Origin of the sequence: Fontisphaera persica, from assembly GCF_024832785.1 — a bacterium.
Classification (GTDB): Bacteria; Verrucomicrobiota; Verrucomicrobiia; order Limisphaerales; family Fontisphaeraceae; genus Fontisphaera; species Fontisphaera persica.
On sequence record NZ_CP116615.1, the window covers coordinates 4,212,082 to 4,227,542 of the forward strand.

14 protein-coding genes are annotated in these 15,461 nt (G+C 61.9%); 7 read left to right on the top strand and 7 right to left on the bottom strand.

Annotated features, from left to right (window positions below):
• The first annotated feature begins 82 nt into the window (after positions 1–82).
• Together serS and glgA are read left to right on the top strand one after the other, a co-directional pair.
• Positions 83–1,390 (top strand): serine--tRNA ligase, encoded by a 1,308-nt coding sequence (serS, locus tag NXS98_RS15745; RefSeq protein WP_283845993.1) that lies wholly within the window; start codon positions 83–85, stop codon positions 1,388–1,390.
• Entirely contained in the window at positions 1,387–2,832 is a 1,446-nt protein-coding gene (glgA, locus tag NXS98_RS15750) for a glycogen synthase GlgA (protein WP_283845994.1), read from the top strand. The genes serS and glgA overlap by 4 nt, the downstream gene beginning before the upstream one ends.
• A gap of 79 nt (positions 2,833–2,911) precedes the next feature.
• Here glgA and NXS98_RS15755 read toward each other — a convergent pair whose 3' ends face one another.
• Together NXS98_RS15755 and NXS98_RS15760 are read right to left on the bottom strand one after the other, a co-directional pair.
• Positions 2,912–3,337 carry a hypothetical protein gene (locus tag NXS98_RS15755; RefSeq protein WP_283845995.1) on the bottom strand — a complete coding sequence of 142 codons (426 nt, stop codon included), beginning with the start codon at positions 3,335–3,337 and terminating at the stop codon, positions 2,912–2,914.
• Positions 3,338–3,552: 215 nt separating this feature from the next.
• Positions 3,553–3,999: a hypothetical protein gene (locus tag NXS98_RS15760; protein WP_283845996.1), complete on the bottom strand. Its 447-nt coding sequence runs from the start codon at positions 3,997–3,999 to the stop codon at positions 3,553–3,555.
• A 67-nt stretch (positions 4,000–4,066) separates the two neighbouring features.
• Here NXS98_RS15760 and NXS98_RS15765 point away from each other — a divergent pair, with 67 nt between their 5' ends.
• Positions 4,067–4,825, top strand: coding sequence for a prepilin-type N-terminal cleavage/methylation domain-containing protein (locus NXS98_RS15765; RefSeq protein ID WP_283845997.1), 759 nt, complete (start codon positions 4,067–4,069; stop codon positions 4,823–4,825).
• Positions 4,826–4,879: 54 nt separating this feature from the next.
• Here the strand turns inward: NXS98_RS15765 and NXS98_RS15770 are convergent, their stop codons facing one another.
• The 5 genes from NXS98_RS15770 to NXS98_RS15790 form a co-directional block, all read right to left on the bottom strand.
• Positions 4,880–6,490, bottom strand: a complete 1,611-nt coding sequence (locus NXS98_RS15770) for a glycosyltransferase family protein (RefSeq protein WP_283845998.1) — start codon at positions 6,488–6,490, stop codon at positions 4,880–4,882.
• Between the two features lie 83 nt (positions 6,491–6,573).
• Positions 6,574–7,860, bottom strand: a complete 1,287-nt coding sequence (locus tag NXS98_RS15775) for an aminopeptidase P family protein (protein WP_283845999.1) — start codon at positions 7,858–7,860, stop codon at positions 6,574–6,576.
• Positions 7,861–7,865: 5 nt separating this feature from the next.
• Positions 7,866–9,002: a mannose-1-phosphate guanylyltransferase gene (locus NXS98_RS15780; protein ID WP_283846001.1), complete on the bottom strand. Its 1,137-nt coding sequence runs from the start codon at positions 9,000–9,002 to the stop codon at positions 7,866–7,868.
• A 7-nt stretch (positions 9,003–9,009) separates the two neighbouring features.
• Positions 9,010–9,813 carry a tryptophan synthase subunit alpha gene (trpA, locus tag NXS98_RS15785; protein ID WP_283846002.1) on the bottom strand — a complete coding sequence of 268 codons (804 nt, stop codon included), beginning with the start codon at positions 9,811–9,813 and terminating at the stop codon, positions 9,010–9,012.
• A gap of 126 nt (positions 9,814–9,939) precedes the next feature.
• A complete protein-coding gene (locus tag NXS98_RS15790) occupies positions 9,940–11,172 on the bottom strand; it encodes a beta-ketoacyl-[acyl-carrier-protein] synthase family protein (protein ID WP_283848188.1) in 1,233 nt (410 codons plus the stop codon).
• Between the two features lie 354 nt (positions 11,173–11,526).
• On the opposite strand from NXS98_RS15790, the gene NXS98_RS15795 reads away from it, so the two are divergent.
• The 4 genes from NXS98_RS15795 (at position 11,527) to NXS98_RS15810 (ending at position 15,410) form a co-directional block, all read left to right on the top strand.
• A complete protein-coding gene (locus NXS98_RS15795; RefSeq protein WP_283846003.1) occupies positions 11,527–12,159 on the top strand; it encodes a response regulator in 633 nt (210 codons plus the stop codon).
• A 185-nt stretch (positions 12,160–12,344) separates the two neighbouring features.
• Entirely contained in the window at positions 12,345–12,806 is a 462-nt protein-coding gene (locus NXS98_RS15800; protein ID WP_283846004.1) for a type IV pilus modification PilV family protein, read from the top strand.
• The gene (locus NXS98_RS15805) at positions 12,796–13,350 is read left to right on the top strand and encodes a PilW family protein (protein WP_283846005.1); all 555 of its coding nucleotides are present in this window, start codon (positions 12,796–12,798) and stop codon (positions 13,348–13,350) included. Before NXS98_RS15800 ends, NXS98_RS15805 begins: the two co-directional genes overlap by 11 nt.
• A gap of 17 nt (positions 13,351–13,367) precedes the next feature.
• Positions 13,368–15,410, top strand: coding sequence for a DUF7305 domain-containing protein (locus tag NXS98_RS15810; protein WP_283846006.1), 2,043 nt, complete (start codon positions 13,368–13,370; stop codon positions 15,408–15,410).
• The last annotated feature ends 51 nt before the right edge of the window (positions 15,411–15,461 follow it).

Sequence of the window (15,461 nt, forward strand, 5' to 3'; positions counted from 1 at the left end):
CGGCCCGGGGTCCGGGGCCTCTGGCTGGTTTCCTGCGCCTTTCTGCTTGCGCGGGTCTGGCTGGCTTTCTAACAATCACTCAATGCTGGATATCAAGAGCATCCGGGACAACCCGGATTGGGTGCGGGAACGGCTCGCCACCCGCGGCGGCGGGGATGAGGCGCGGGTGGCCGAGGTTTTGGAATGGGACGAAAAACGGCGGAAGGCCCTGGCCGAAGTCGAGGCCCTGAAAGCCCAGCGCAACCGGGTTTCCAAGGAAATCGGGGCGTTGATGGCGCAGAAGAAGGCCGTGGAAGCCGAGGCAAAAAAGGCCGAAACGCGCCAGTTGGGGGACCGGATTGCGGCGTTGGACAAGGAGGCGGAGGCGGCGAACGCGGCGCGGGATGCGGTGCTGGCGCGCCTGCCCAATCTGCCGCATGAGAGCGTGCCGGTGGGGCGGAGCGCAGCCGATAATCCCGTGGTGCGGGAGTGGGGGCAAAAGCGGGCTTTTGAGTTCAAGCCGCGGGACCACATGGAGTTGTGCCGCAGCTTGCGGCTGGTGGACTTCGAGCGGGGGGCCAAACTTTCGGGGAGCGGTTTTCTGCTGTACACGGGGGCGGGGGCGCGGCTGGAGCGGGCGTTAATCCAGTTCATGCTGGACCTGCACACGCGCGAGCATGGCTTCACGGAAGTTTCGCCCCCCTACATCATCAGCCGCGATTGCATGTTTGGGGTGGGGCAATTTCCGAAGTTTGAGGACCAGGCCTACGCAGTGCGGGAGGGGCTGGACGACAGCACGCTGGGCAAGTTGTATCTGCTGCCCACCGCGGAGGCGCCGGTGGCCAACATTCACCGCGAGGAAATTTTGCGGGAGGAGGATTTGCCGCTTTACTACTGCGCTTACAGTCCGTGTTTCCGGGCGGAGGCGGGGGCGGCGGGGGTGGGCACGCGGGGCATGATCCGGGTGCATCAGTTTGACAAGGTGGAGCTGATCAAGATCGTCCAGCCGGAGGCGGGTTACGACGAGTTGGAGCGGATGGTGGCCAATGCGGAAACCGTGTTGCAACGGTTGGGACTGCATTACCGCGTGGTGTTGCTGTGCACGGGGGACATGGGCTTTGCCAGCGCCAAGACCTACGACATTGAGGTCTGGGCGCCGGGGCAGGGAGCGTATCTGGAGGTGTCCAGTTGCTCCAATTGCGAGGATTTTCAGGCGCGCCGGATGAATTTGCGATACAAGAGCCAGACGGGACAGAATGTGTTCCCGCATATTCTCAACGGCAGCGGCACGGCCCTGGCGCGGTTATTTGTGGCGCTGGTGGAGACGCACCAGCAGGCCGATGGCACGGTGCTGTTGCCGGAGCCGTTGCGCGCTTACCTTGGCCAGGACCGGCTTGCCCCTCCCGCATGAGAATCCTCCTCGCCAGCAGCGAAATCCACCCCTACTCGAAAACCGGCGGGCTGGCCGACATGGTGGGGGCGTTGGGCAAGGCGCTGGCGCGGCAGGGGCATCAGGTGGGGCTGGTCACGCCGCTTTATCGCGGAGTGCGGGAGAAGTTTCCGGACATTCAACGGCTGGATTGGTGGCTGGACGTGCCGTGGGGCGAGGGCCGGCAGGGGGGCCAGGTTTTTCACCGGCAGGCGGAGAAAAACCTCACCGTGTACTTCATTGACCGGCCGGACTTCTTTGACCGCAACGGCCTTTACACGGAGCACGGCCACGGGTACCCGGACAATCCGGAGCGTTATTTGTTTTTCTCGAAGGCGGTGGTGCATCTGGCGAATTATCTGCCTTGGCGGCCACAGGCGCTGCATTTGCACGACTGGCAGACGGCGCTGGCTGCGCCCCTGGTGCATTGGCAGCGCCAGCAGGGGGCGCCCGTCAACCTGCCGCGCACGCTGTTCACCATTCATAACCTCGCCTACCAGGGGATTTGCGACGCCCGTTTTTATGCGCTGACCAATCTGCCGCCGGCCTATTGGTGGCCGGACGGCTGCGAGTTTTTTGGGGCGTTCAATTTTCTCAAGGGCGGCATCGAGTACGCTGATTTGCTGACCACCGTCAGCCCCCGTTACGCGCGGGAAATTACCACCGAGGCCTTTGGCTGCCAGTTGGATGGGGTGCTGCGGCGGCGGGCGGCGCAGCTCACCGGCATTTTGAACGGGGTGGATTACGAGGAATGGAACACGGAGCATAACCCTTATCTGCGGCATCCCTACTCGTGGCGCAATCTGGCGGGCAAAGCGGCAAACAAACGCGAATTGCAGCGCGAAATGGGTCTGCCGGAGCGGGAGCACGTGCCGCTGTACGGCAACATCTCGCGGCTGGTGGACCAGAAAGGGACCGATTTGCTGTTGGGGGCGCTGGAAGAGATGCTGGCCACCGAGATTCAGTTTGTCTTTTTGGGCAGCGGCGAGCCGGTGCTGGAAGCGGCCTGCCGGCGGCTGGCGGCGCGTTATCCGGCGCAAGTGGCGGTGCGCATCGGATTTGACCAACCTCTATCCCACCGGATTGAGGCGGGGTGCGATTTTTACCTGATGCCTTCACGCTTTGAGCCGTGCGGCTTGAACCAGATGTACAGCCTGCGCTATGGCACGGTGCCGATTGTGCGGCGGACGGGGGGGCTGGATGATTCGGTGGTGGATTATCTGGATGACCCGCGTCGGGCCAACGGCATCAAGTTCCAGGAATACAGCTCGCGGGCCCTGGCGCGGGCGATGCGCAAATCACTGGCGTTGTACCACGAGCCGGCCCTGCTGCGCCGCTACCGCATCAACGGCATGAAGGCGGATTTTTCGTGGGATCGCACCGCCCGCGAGTACTCGGCGCTTTACCAGAAAATGGCGGGTTGACGGCGGGGGGCGGGAAGAAAAAAAACACCCGCCGCCGTGTCCGGCAGCGGGTGTGGCGAGGCAAGGGAGGAACGAAAATTTATTTCTTCTCCGCTTCGCGCTTGGCTTCCCAGTCGCGGGACATGGTTTCGCCGTTGCGCTCGAACTCAATCTTGCCCTTGATGGTGTCGCCCTCGACCTTGCCGCTGTATTTGGTGACCATGCGGTTGTTGTTGAACTCCCGCACGACCTGGAAGGAGATTTCGTTGCCCTTGACTTTGCCTTCGCTGATGGCGGTTTCCTGCGGTTCGCCCTGGCGGTTCAAGGTGATGAGCGTGCCCGTCAGTTTCTCCCCCTCGACTTTCAGCTTGAGGGTGGTTTTACGAGGTTCACCGCCCTGGCGTCCGGGGGTGGTCCAAGCCCAGGTGCCGCCAATATCCGCTGCCTGAGCCATGAAACCCAGGAACACCAACGCAAAGGTGACCGCCGACAACACCGACACGATTGAACGCGATTTGATTTGCATATTATTCTGTTGTTTCCCGACAAACACCAACACTCATGCCCTTGCTTTCGTCCCAAACGAAAGCGGCACGAGCCTCTCTGTCATTCCATTGGACGAACGGCGTGGCCCAAAGGTTACACTTTTTTTATAAGGGGGGGTGGGGGCCAGGCGTCTCCCCAAAGCCTTGGCATCACGGGGCTTGGACGCAACGACGCAAGGGGGGACCAATGTGCGCCTTAATTGGCGGGAGGCACGACTTCGTAGGTCTTGAAGTCCACCTCCCCGCGGCGGTCTTTGGTCTCCACAATTAGGCGATAGGGGACATTCGGCTGCAGCGGCTCCGGCGTGGCGCGGGGGATGCTGGGTTTCATGCCCTGGATGCGCTGGCCGTAGATGAACCATTTGGTGGGGACGGAGGTGGAGTCGGAAATCATGTGCCACAGCGGGCGGGCAAACTTGTTGGTTTTGATTTCCTCGGCTTTGACCACCTTGATGGAAGTCAGGGCGTATTTGCCATCGAGCATGAAGGTCACCGGGTAGGCATCGGGATTCAGGCGGGAGGTGGCGCCGGGGCGAATGGTGGGAGTAATTTGAATAGGGGGCAGCTTAAAAAAGTCATTAGTATAGAGATACGCGCCAACAACGATGGCGAGTACCAGCGACCAGAAAATGGCTCGTTTCATGTTACAACTGATGATTTGACGCTGTGCCGGATTAAATATTCGGACGGAGTCCAACACCGTGACAGCTATGAATAAAGACGTTCTTGTGCGCCATGCGGTTACAAAGAAGCCGCGGGCCTTTACTTTGATTGAATTGCTGGTGGTGATTGCCATCATTGCCCTGCTGGCGGCGATGTTGCTGCCGGCGCTGGCCCGGGCCAAGGAGGCCGGCAAGCGCATTTACTGCAACAACAACATGAAGCAACTGGCCCTGTCGCTGCGGATGTACACCGATGACAATGACGATTATGTCCCCCCACGCACGATTCCCGGCGCCTGGCCCACCAAGTTGCACCCCTACTATTACAATTTGAAGGTCCTGATTTGTCCCAGTGACGGACCCGACACGCCGCGCAGCCAGTACACGGCCAATCCCAATTCGCCCGATGCCGCGCCGCGCAGTTTCATGATCAATGGTTTCAATGACTGGTACGCCTTTACCTACAAAACCACGGATTTCAATCAGATTAGCCGAATCATGGCCACCAATGCCTTCCGTGATTCGGTCATTCATAAATCCTCCCAAACCATTGTCTTCGGCGAAAAGGAGAACAGCTCCGGCCATTATTTCATGGATTTCCTCGAAAGCGTGGCGGGAAATGACAATACGGAAATCGAGCACAGCCGGCACATGTCCGACCGCAGCAACCGGGCGGGGGGCGGCTCCAATTTCGCCTTCCACGATGGCCACGTGGAATACCTGAAATTTGGCCGGAGCGTCACTCCGTTCAACCTCTGGGCGGTGACGGATTATTACCGCACCAACACCTTCTTTGTCGGGCAATAAAGCAAGGCGCGGGCGTCCTCCCTTGCTGTTTCACACCGTTGGCCTCTCCCTTTCTCAGGGGGCCGGTGAAGCGCCGGGCCTTGGAGCGTGGAGCCGTTGAAATACGGCCACCGGCCAGGGAGGAAGTGAGGCCTTCTCCCCGCGGGGCAGGGAAACTTCCTGAAACTCCGGATGTTGGGCCAGGGCTTCGGCGAGGGGGTCCGAGCGGTTGACAAAAAAGAGTTGGACGCCCGAGCGGAGGCAGTCTGCGACGGTGGCGCCGGGTTGGTCGCCATACCACTGCAGGCCGAGGTAATAGGCGGTCATCAAGCCAGTGCGCCCACCGGGTTGCAGGGCGCTGCCGGCGGTGGGGCCGCGGAGATGGGCGGCGCGCAGACCTTCAGCGAGTTCCAGGGCAATCTGGCCGGCGGCGCGCTTGGGGGGCAGCCACCAGCAAAGCAATGCACCGGCGGGAATTAAAAAAGAAAGAGCCAACGCCGGGTGGAGCCAGCGTCTGGCTTCGGGAAGCAGGCGGCAAAAACCTTCCGCCATCCAGGCGCCGGCCACCCACAGGAGGGGCAGAGCCGGATAGAAATAACGCTGGTCGCCCAGCCGCAAATAATTGGGGGCGTAAACGGCCATCAGGGCCAGCAGTCCCCAGGCCGCGAGCTGCAGCGGCGGAGCCAAAGCGCCGGAGTGCTGGGCTTGGCGCTGCCGCCGCCACCACCACGCGGAATAGCCGAGCAAGACAGGCCAGTCGAGCATGAGGGTGGTGAGCATGAGCTGAATCAGGGCGAGGTTTTTCAGGATGATTTTGCCCTGGTGCCAGGCATAAGCAGGACTGGCCCAGGGCCGCCAGGTGGCGTAAGGCATTTCGGAGGGGTCCTCCCAGGAGGTCAGGCGCGACGGGTGGGGGTGGTGGAAAGTGCGGAAAGTGGGATGGTACCGCTCAACGTCCGGGGGGCCGGCCAGGGCATGGTTGATGACAGCGGCGCGGGTGAGGGTAAACTGGCCGTAATGAGCGCTGAGCGTGGCCACCCAGGGCGCCATGACGGCGGCCAGCCCAACGAAAAAGGCGGCCAGCAGTCCCCACTTCTTTTGGGGGGACGTCCGATGCCGGAGAGGATTGCTTAAGAGCCACGGGACGGCCGTCAGGCAGGCCACCGGCAGGGCCACGGCTTTGGCCAGGTAAGCTGCACCAGACAGGGCGCCGGCCAGAAGACTCCAGCGGCGGCTGTCCGTGGCGCGGGCGTGATAGAGCGCGGCCCAGGAACACGCCAGGAAACCGGCCAGCAACAAATCGGGCGTGATATTGGCCACGGACCACGGAAGGGAAACCAGGGCGGCGGTCCACACGGCAGCTTTTTTCCAATGCTCCTCCCAAGGCAGGGTGAGGAACCATTGGTTGCAGGCCACGAAAAAGAAGACGGCGGAGAGTCCCATGCCAATCCGGGCGGCGAGCCACGGCGGAAAATCCAGGATGAAGAAGGGCGCCATGAGCCAGCTCAGCAGAGGCCCCCAGTAGCCATTGATGGCCAGCGACCATTTCCCTTCGGCGTAATACTCCGCCAGCCGCAGATAGGCCACGGCATCGGTGTTCAGCGCCTCGCGAAACCACCAGCCCACCGCCCAAAGTCCCGCCAATTGGGCGATGGCCGCGGCGGCAATGGCCCGGCGCAGGGTCATGGGCAGGGATTATGCCCGGCGGGGCATCTTCGCCCAACTCCTTTTTGCGGCTCGGGCGGGCCGACGGCGGGCGGGGGCTGAAGTCACTTCTGCATCAACGCTTCAATTTCTTCGGCCTCGATGGGGATGTGGGCCATGAGGTCGGTGTTTTCCTTTTCACCGACGACGATGGTGTTTTCCAGGCGGACGCCGAAGCCTTCTTCTTTGAGGTACAAGGCCGGCTCGCAAGTGAGCACCCAGCCGGGAGCGATTTTCAGGTGATTGTAAGTGACGTCATGCACATCGAGACCGATGGGATGGGAGACGCCGTGCATGAAATATTTGCCCACGGCCGGCGCATGGGGGTCTTGTTTGCGCACCTGCGCGGGCTTGAGCAGCCCCAGGGCCAGGCATTCCTCGGTGAGCAGGGCTTCACATTCGCGGCGCAGGTCGCGGGTGGTTTTGCCGGGGCGGATGCGCTGAATCATCTCGCGCAGCACGCGCAGGACGGCCTGATAGACCTGTTTCTGGCGGCGGGTGAAGCGGCCGCTCACCGGCACGGTGCGGGTGAGGTCGGACATGTACTGGCCGAGGCCGGCGGCCACATCCAGCAACACCAGTTGGCCGGCCTTGCAGGGCTGGTCGTTTTGCACGTAATGCAGCACGCAGTTGTTGGGGCCGGCGGCAATGATGGGCGGATAGGCAAAGCAGCCTTTGTGGCGGATGAATTCATGCGCAAACTCCGCCTCAATTTCGGCCTCGTTGACCCCAGGCTCAATGATCCGGAGGGCGCGCAGGAAACCGCTGCCGGTCAATTCACAGGCGCGGCGAATCATGTCCAGCTCCCAGCGGGATTTGACGACGCGCAATTGATGCATGAGCGGCGCCAGGCGGCGGTAGGTATGCAGGGGGTACTGGCGCTGCACCTGATGAATGAAGCGCAGGTCGCGGCTCTCCACTTCAATCACCGCGCGCTGGTGTTCGTTGGTGTTCAGATAGACCAGCTCCACTTCGCACATGAGCTGGCGGAATACGGTGGGAAACTCCGAGAGCCAGCGCACTTCCTTGATGCCGGAGAGCTGGGAGGCCTCGGCCTTGGTGAGTTTGTGCCCCTCCCAGGTGGCCAGGTGCTCGTTGGGCTCGCGCAAAAACAGGACTTCCCGCTGGCGCTCGTCATAGGCGGTGGGCGCCAGCAGCAGGAGGGTTTCCTCCTGCAAAATGCCGGTGAGGTAAAACAGGTCCGAGTTTTGGTGATGGCCCATCACGCCATCGGCGTTGGTGGGCATGATGTCATTGGAGTTGACCACCACCAGGCAGTTGGGCGGCAGCAGCTCCCGCAAACGCTGGCGGTTGTGAAGGAACAAGTCGGCGGGGAGAGGGAGGGCTTTCATGCGATTTAGAGCAACTTGCGGTATTCCGGTTTTTCGGCGAGACGGCGCACAAGTTCTTTGACTTTCTGCGCCTGGCTTTTGTGGGCCACCAGGGTGGCATCATCGGTCTGCACGATGATGGCGTCCCGCAGCCCCACCACGGCGATGGGCGTGCGGTGTTTCTGACGGGCATCAAAGATGAGGTTGCGGGCGGCATCCACCTGCACCAGCTCGCCCACCGCCGCGTTGCCGGCGGCATCGGCGGGCAGATGGCGGGCCAGGGCGGACCAGGAGCCCAGGTCATCCCACGCGAAGGCGCCATCGGCCACCGTGACGTTCTGGGCCTTTTCCATGAGGGCGTAATCAATGGAGATTCTTTTGAGGTGGGGATAATCCGCGGCCAGCACGCGGGCGAGCTTCTTTTTGCCGGCGGCCTCGAACCAGCGATGGCAGGCCGCCTCCATTTCCGGCTGATGCTTTTGCAGGCCCTCGGTGAGGGTGACGAAACTCCAGACAAACATGCCGGCATTCCACCGGTAGCGCCCGCTGGCCACAAATTCCTGCGCCCGCGCGAAATCGGGTTTTTCCACAAATTGCTCGGCGCGGAAGAAGGTCGTTTTATAGGGCCGGGCGTGATGGGGCGGCGGCAGCGGCTCGCCCACGCGAATATAGCCGTAGCCGGTGGCCGGCTCGGTGGGTTGGATGCCAATGGTCACGATGACCTGGCCGCGCCCGGCCAGGTCCAGGGCATCGGCCAGAACCTGCTGGAATTTTTTGGGCTCCGGAATGACATGGTCCGCTGGCAACACGGCCATGACGGCGGTGGTGGAGCGCGCGCCCACCACGGCCGCGCCCAGGGTCACGGCGGCGCAGGTGTCGCGGCCCATCGGCTCGATGACCAGGTTTTCGGGAGGCAGTTTGGGCAATTGCTTTTTAACTTCCGGCGCCTGGGTGGCGCTGGTGATGACCAGCACGTTTTCCGCCGGCACCAGCGGCAGCACGCGCTGCACGGCTTGTTGCAGCAGGCTTTCCCGGCCGAGGAGCCGCAGCAGTTGCTTGGGCGTTTTTTCACGGCTTAACGGCCAGAAGCGTTCGCCGCGGCCGCCGGCCATGATGATGACGTAGCGATCTTTTGCAGGAGCTTGGCTTTTTCTGGCAGGCATAAGGACGTTACGAGTTGGGTTTGACCGCCCGGGCGAGGGAGGCCACGAAACCGGCCACCTGTTCGACCAGGTCAGGCGCTAAGCCCAGGCGGGCAATCTGATTCACCACGGCGCTGCCCACCACCACGGCGTCAGCCTGCGCGGCGGCTTGCTGCGCCTGCTCCGGATTGGAGATGCCGAAACCCACGGCGATGGGCAGGGAGGTGTGGGCGCGAATGAGAGCCACCTTGGCCGGAATGGTGGAGGAAAGCTGTTGCTGCATGCCGGTCACTCCTTCACGCGAGACGTAGTAAATAAACCCCGAAGCGCGCCGGGCAATGAGTTCGATGCGCGGTTCCGGTGTGGTGGGGGCCACGAGGTAAATGGGATGCAGGCCGGCGGCGCGCATGGAGTGCTCGATGGCCTCCGCTTCTTCGGGGGGCAGGTCCAATACCAGCAGGCCGTCCACACCCGCGCGGGCGGCGTCCTGGATGAAACGCTCCACGCCGTGGCGGTGCATCAGATTGAAATAGAGATAGAGAACGATGGGAATCTGGCTTTCGCGGCGGATGGCGGCAACAGTTTCCAGCACCTTGGGGGGGGTGGTGCCGGAGGCCAGGCCGCGCTGGGCGGCGAGTTGGTTGACCAGGCCGTCGGCCAGCGGGTCACTGAAAGGCACGCCCAGTTCCAGCACATCCACGCCGGCGCGCTCAAAGGCCAGTGCCAGTTGGCGGGTGGCTTCCAGGTGCGGGTCGCCTGCCCCGATGTACACAATCAATCCTTTGCGGCCCTGGCGGCGCAGCTCGGCAAACCGTGCGTCAATCCGATTCATGCGGCCCCCAGCATGGCAAAAACCGCTCCAAATGGGTAGCCCTTTCCCGTTGCGGGGCCATGATAGGGCAGGACCGGGCGAAGGAAAAGGGACAGCGTGGCGCTTGTTCCCTCTTTTCAATTTCCGTCAAGGAGCCGCCTGCAGGACCATGGCGGCCTGCGCGCCCCAGAAGCCGGCGGAAAGGTTGAGCGTGGTTCGGAGGGGGCGGGGGGGATGCGGCGTCTGAGCCAGTGCCAGGGGGCACTGAGGGTCCGGCTGCGGACAATTTACCGCGCGCGGCAGGAGCTGGCGGCGCTGAGCTTCCAGACAAATGATGGCTTCCAGCGCTGCGCCGGCGCCCATGCAGTGGCCGAAGACTGGTTTAGTGGAGGAAGAAGGCGGCTGCTGGTCAGGCGGGCCAAACACACGCTGAATCGCCTGCGCTTCGCTCGCATCATTGAGCGGGGTGCCGGTGCCATGCAGGTTGATGTAATCCACGGCGTTGGTGGAAATCCCGGCCACCGCCAGGGCTTCTTCCATCAAGCGCGCCAGCGAATGCCCCGCAGGGTCCATGCCGGCTCGATCATAGGCTTCGGCGCCCAGGGCCCAACCGGCCAGACGGCCGTAAATCCGCGCTCCACGGCGTTGCGCCGAGGCCAGCGTTTCCAGCACCAGGAAGCCCGCTCCTTCACCCAGCGCGGTGCCATTGCGCTGCCGGTCAAAAGGACGGCAGGCTTGGGTGGGATCTGGATGATGGGCCAGGAGGCCGGCGGTATCGAAACCTTGCAAGACCACCGGATGCAGCGGGGCTTCCATGCCGCCCACCAGCATGACCTCGGCGGCGCCGGTGAGCAGTTGCTGGGCAGCCAGCGCCATGGCGGTGGCGGAGGAGGCGCAGGTGGCGGAGACGGCCAGCATGGGCCCTTGCAATTGCAAATGCAGGGACAAGGCGCCGCTCAGGTGGGCCATGGTGGTGGCGGCAATGAGTGAGGGCGGGGCCAGTCCTTTTTGCAGCGATGCAAAGGCTTTTTCCCAGATTTCCACCGTGCCGCGGGAGGAAGCGGTAATCACTCCCCGGCGGTGCGGTGGGGGACTGACTTCCGGCAACCGCGCGTCGTGCCAGGCTTCGAGCGCAGCCGCAAAACCCAATTTGGCCGAGCGGTCCAATTTGCGCGCCGCGGGTGGTGTCGGGGGCAGGGGGCTGACCCGGCAGACGGCGGACGGCGCGCAGTCCGGATGACAGGGATTGTGCCAGGCTACGGCCAGCGAGCGCCCGGCCTGCACGGCCGCCCAGAGCGCCTCCACTCCCGCCCCGGCGGCGGTAAGGGCGCCGCGTCCGGTGATGACCACCGGATTATCGCGTAATAATTGAGCCAGCATCGTCACCTGTCACCGAAAAAGGTTAACTCACAGCCGCCATTCACGCAGGGAAGTTTTTCGTCCGCTCCCGGCGGCCCAATGAAATACCCTTGCCTCTGGCTGGTGGCAAGCAAGGGAATGGTCCTGCACGGCGCCGATACCTGCTTGAACGGCTGCAATTTCCTGCAATAGACGAGCTGGGAATACAACGCCGCATGAATAGCCGCAGGCGCATTCCATTCCGGGGCAAGGCCCACCGTGAGGCGCGCCCGGCGTAAGAAGGCGTTTTCCGGGCTGGACAAATTGTCCAAAAAGGGCCACACATGAGAACGTCGCATGTGCACAGTGAATACCTCGCCTATACGTGTGTTAATCGTGGATGACCACGAACTGGTGCGCGTGGGTTTGCGGGCCGTGTTGGGACGCTATCCCCATGTGGCCGTGGTCGGCGAAGCGGCCAACGTCCAACAAGGCGTGCAAGAAGCTCTGACGCTCAAGCCGGATGTCATTCTGATGGACGTTCGCATGAGCGACGGCACGGGCTTCGACGCCTGCCGGCAATTGCGCCAACACAATTTGGACAGTCGTGTCCTGTTTTTGACCTCGTACAGTGATGACGAGGTGTTGATGCAGGCGGTGATGGTGGAGGCCGATGGCTTTCTGCTCAAGGATGTGCATCCCGATGAACTCGTGGCGGCCATTGAAAAGGTGCATGCCGGCCAGTCCATTCTGGACCCGGCGGTCACGCGGCGGGTGTTTGAACAACTGAAACGGGGCGTCTCGCAAAGCGCTCCCACGCCCCTCGACCAGCTTTCTGCTCAGGAAAAACGAGTTCTTGCCCTGGTTGCCGAAGGCAAGACCAACAAGGAGATAGGCCTGGCGCTGGGGTTGAGCGACAAGACAGTCAAAAACTACCTGGCCAATGCGATGGAAAAACTTCAAATCAACCGTCGCAGTCAGGCTGCGGCACTATTTGCCCAGCATCACGGCACTAAAGGCAGGTCCTAAATTCCCTACCGGGCTAGGGACATAATTTTCTCCGCTTATCTCTAGCCATTTTTCATTGTTCTAAGCAGCTTGTTATCAAGGGGTTTGGTGTATGCCGCCTTGCGGCGGGAGCTCGCAAGGCGAGTCTGCGGCAGGCCGATTGCTTTTACAATTTTTGCAATGTTAAAATGAAAGTTCAGTCGCACATGAAACGGTGGGTGCAAGGTGGCGGACGTCGCTGCGGCCAAGCCTATACCTTGGTGGAAATCATGGTGGCCACCGCCATCATCGGCATTTCCTTCGTGAGCTTTTACGCCGGCATCACGGCCGGGGTGCAGGTGATTCAACTGGCTCGCGAGAACCTGCGGGCCACACAAATCCTGGTGGAGCGCATGGAAACCCTGCGCATCAAGACGTGGGAGCAGGTAACCAATGGCGTGGATGTGCCCACGACGTTCACGGAGGATTTTTATCCCAAACGCGCCAGCAACCGGGGCATCACCTATTATGGCAGCTTGAGCGTATCCAATGTGGATTTGCGGACCAACTACGATGATGAATTGCGGTTGGTCACCATTTCCCTCACCTGGACCAACGGCGGCGTGCCGCGCGTGCGCACCATGCGCAGCTACGTCGCCCGCAACGGTATGCAAAATTATGTTTTCTAAAACTACACCGCCCGCGTCCCGCCGGGGCTTCACGCTGCCGGAGGTCTTGATTACGATGGCCATCGCCAGCATCACCATGGCCGCGCTGGCCAGCCTTGCCCTGTACACCGGCCGCAGCTTTGCCTCGCTGGCCAACTACGTGGACCTGGACAACCGCAGCCGCACGGCGCTGGATATTTTAACCCGGGACATCCGCCAGGTGAACAACGTGGAGTATTTCAACTCCAACAAGGTGGTGTTCATTGACGGCGATGGCGCCGAACTGACCTTTGAGTACAGCCCCACCACCCGCACGCTCACGCGCATCAAGGGGCAGGATCGCAAGGTGCTCCTCACCGAGTGCGACGAGCTGGAGTTTCGCATGTTTCAGCGCAACACCACGCCGGGCACGTTTGATTTGGTGCCCTCCAGCGACGTTCTGGAAGGCAAAGCTATAGACATCAGTTGGGTGTGCTCCCGCAAATTGCTGGGCGTGCGCTTCAACACGGAGAGCGTGCAGACCGCCCGCGTCATCATCCGCAAGCAACAAGCCACCCGCTATTAACCCCTTTTGAGGCGACCATGAAAATAATCCTGCCATCTCCACGCACGGCGCGCGGCAGCGCCCTGCTGGTCACCATGGTGGTGACCGCCATCATCGGCTTCAGCCTGGCCAGTTACCTGACGCTGGTGAGCGCGCAAAACCGCTCGGTGGTGCGCTCGCAGACGTGGAACAGCACCATTCCCATCATTGAGGCCGGCATTGAAGAGGCGCTGGCGCACCTGAACAAAAATGGCCTGACCAACCTCTTCACCCAGGGCTGGCGTAATGAATACGGCTATGCCGTCCGCAAACGCTGGCTGGGCGACTGCCGCTACATGGTGGCCATTACGCCCACAGTGCGGCCGGTCATTGAATGCACCGCCTGGGCGCCGGCGCCCATACTCTTTGCCGACAACTCCGCCCATTCCACCCTCCTGGCCCAGGCTGGCACCGCCGGCTGGAGGAACCGCACCTACGTCTATCGCACCGTCCGCGTGAACACCCGGGGCGGCCCGCTGTTTGCCCGCGGCATGGTGGCCAAGGGCAGCATCAATCTCAACGGCAACAATGTCAGCTCCGACAGTTTTGATTCCGCAGACCCGAACTTCAGCACCAATGGACGCTATGATGGAAACAAGCGCAACGACAACGGGGATGTGGCCACCAATTCCGGGGGTAATGTCTTCGATGCCGGCAACGCCAACATCATGGGCCGGGTGGCCACCGGCCCCGGCGGGCAGGTCAGCGTGGGCGCCAACAGCAGCATTGGCACCAAGGCCTGGGTGCTGGGCGGCAACAAAGGCATCGAACCCGGCCGCTTCACGGATGACATGAACATGGACTTCCCCGATGTGCAGGTGCCGTTTACTTCGGGCAAAAATCCACGGCTCAATGTGCCCATCTCCATCACCAACATTTCCTACGGCATGACCACCGTCACCACCCCCACTCTTCCCAGCCCCCGGCCGACCGGAACTATTACCACCAATTACGGCACCATCACCACGGACATTTTGCCCAGTCCTTTGCCGTCCGGGGGCATCATGACCACCCTGGTGGCCCGCACCAGCACGGAGTACCCCACCAACGCCATCGGCCCTGTGTCCACCTCCACCGTGGTGGTGACGGCCACGGTTTTGCCGAGTCCCCTTCCCTCGAATGTGGTGGCCGTGGTGACCAACATCACCACCGTGACCAACGTGGCCCTGCCCACCAATGGCACCTTCGTGGTCCTGCGCACCAACACCTCGGCCACGACCGTGCCGTATCCCAACTCGCCCATGCCGGATAAAAACAGCGACCCCGGCCCCTGGCAGCCGCCGTACCCCGGCACTTATGTGGGCGAAATCACCCGCTACTACAAAAACAGCAATCCCAAGGGCTGGTACCAGGATTATCAAGCCATTTCTTCTTACGTTTACCAGACCCACACCTACCGGATTACCTACAACGGCGCCTATTCCTACTTTGCCTATCAATACTCTTATCAGGTGCCCGAGTCCTACACCTACCAAATCCCCACCTCCACCAACGTCACCATCACCACCACCACCTACGACATGGTCTTTGACTCCGGCGACTACGTGGTCGCCAATCTCGGCGGCAGTGTGTACGTGGCCGGCGATGTGCGTGTCCTCGTGCAAAACAGCATGGACTTCACCGGCAAGGGCGGCATCACCATTGGCCCGCAAGGCTCGCTGAAACTCTACATGGCCGGCGCGAGCGCCAAAATTGCCGGCCAGGGCGTGCTCAACATGAACGGCAGCGCCCATGCCTTCAGTTATTACGGCCTGCCCAGCAACACCTCCCTCACCATCCAGGGCAACGGCTCCTTCATCGGCACCATCTACGCTCCCAACGCCGACTTCAAACTGGGCGGCGGCGGCAACGACACCCAGGACTTCATCGGCGCCAGTGTCACGGCGACCGTTTTCATGAATGGCCATTTCAATTTCCATTACGATGAAGACCTTGCCCGCAGAGGGCCGCAAAGCCTCTACGTCATCACCTCCTGGAATGAGATCGGCCCGGGCGAAAACGCCATCCTCCGCAATCCTGACTGGGCCTTCATAGACGAGTAAATTCAGCGCGCCCCCAACCAGGCCCTGAACCCCCAAAACCGGCCGCGCCGG

Bases quoted from the DNA above. Each gene is read 5' to 3' on its own strand.
- NXS98_RS15770 (WP_283845998.1), bottom strand. From the start codon at position 6,490: ATGACCCTGCGCCGGGCCATTGCCGCCGCGGCCATCGCCCAATTGGCG.
- NXS98_RS15810 (WP_283846006.1), top strand. From the start codon at position 13,368: ATGAAAATAATCCTGCCATCTCCACGCACGGCGCGCGGCAGCGCCCTG.
- NXS98_RS15805 (WP_283846005.1), top strand. From the start codon at position 12,796: ATGTTTTCTAAAACTACACCGCCCGCGTCCCGCCGGGGCTTCACGCTG.
- trpA (WP_283846002.1), bottom strand. From the start codon at position 9,813: ATGAATCGGATTGACGCACGGTTTGCCGAGCTGCGCCGCCAGGGCCGC.
- NXS98_RS15755 (WP_283845995.1), bottom strand. From the start codon at position 3,337: ATGCAAATCAAATCGCGTTCAATCGTGTCGGTGTTGTCGGCGGTCACC.
- NXS98_RS15760 (WP_283845996.1), bottom strand. From the start codon at position 3,999: ATGAAACGAGCCATTTTCTGGTCGCTGGTACTCGCCATCGTTGTTGGC.
- NXS98_RS15780 (WP_283846001.1), bottom strand. From the start codon at position 9,002: ATGCCTGCCAGAAAAAGCCAAGCTCCTGCAAAAGATCGCTACGTCATC.
- NXS98_RS15790 (WP_283848188.1), bottom strand. From the start codon at position 11,172: ATGCTGGCTCAATTATTACGCGATAATCCGGTGGTCATCACCGGACGC.
- NXS98_RS15775 (WP_283845999.1), bottom strand. From the start codon at position 7,860: ATGAAAGCCCTCCCTCTCCCCGCCGACTTGTTCCTTCACAACCGCCAG.
- serS (WP_283845993.1), top strand. From the start codon at position 83: ATGCTGGATATCAAGAGCATCCGGGACAACCCGGATTGGGTGCGGGAA.
- glgA (WP_283845994.1), top strand. From the start codon at position 1,387: ATGAGAATCCTCCTCGCCAGCAGCGAAATCCACCCCTACTCGAAAACC.
- NXS98_RS15800 (WP_283846004.1), top strand. From the start codon at position 12,345: ATGAAACGGTGGGTGCAAGGTGGCGGACGTCGCTGCGGCCAAGCCTAT.
- NXS98_RS15765 (WP_283845997.1), top strand. From the start codon at position 4,067: ATGAATAAAGACGTTCTTGTGCGCCATGCGGTTACAAAGAAGCCGCGG.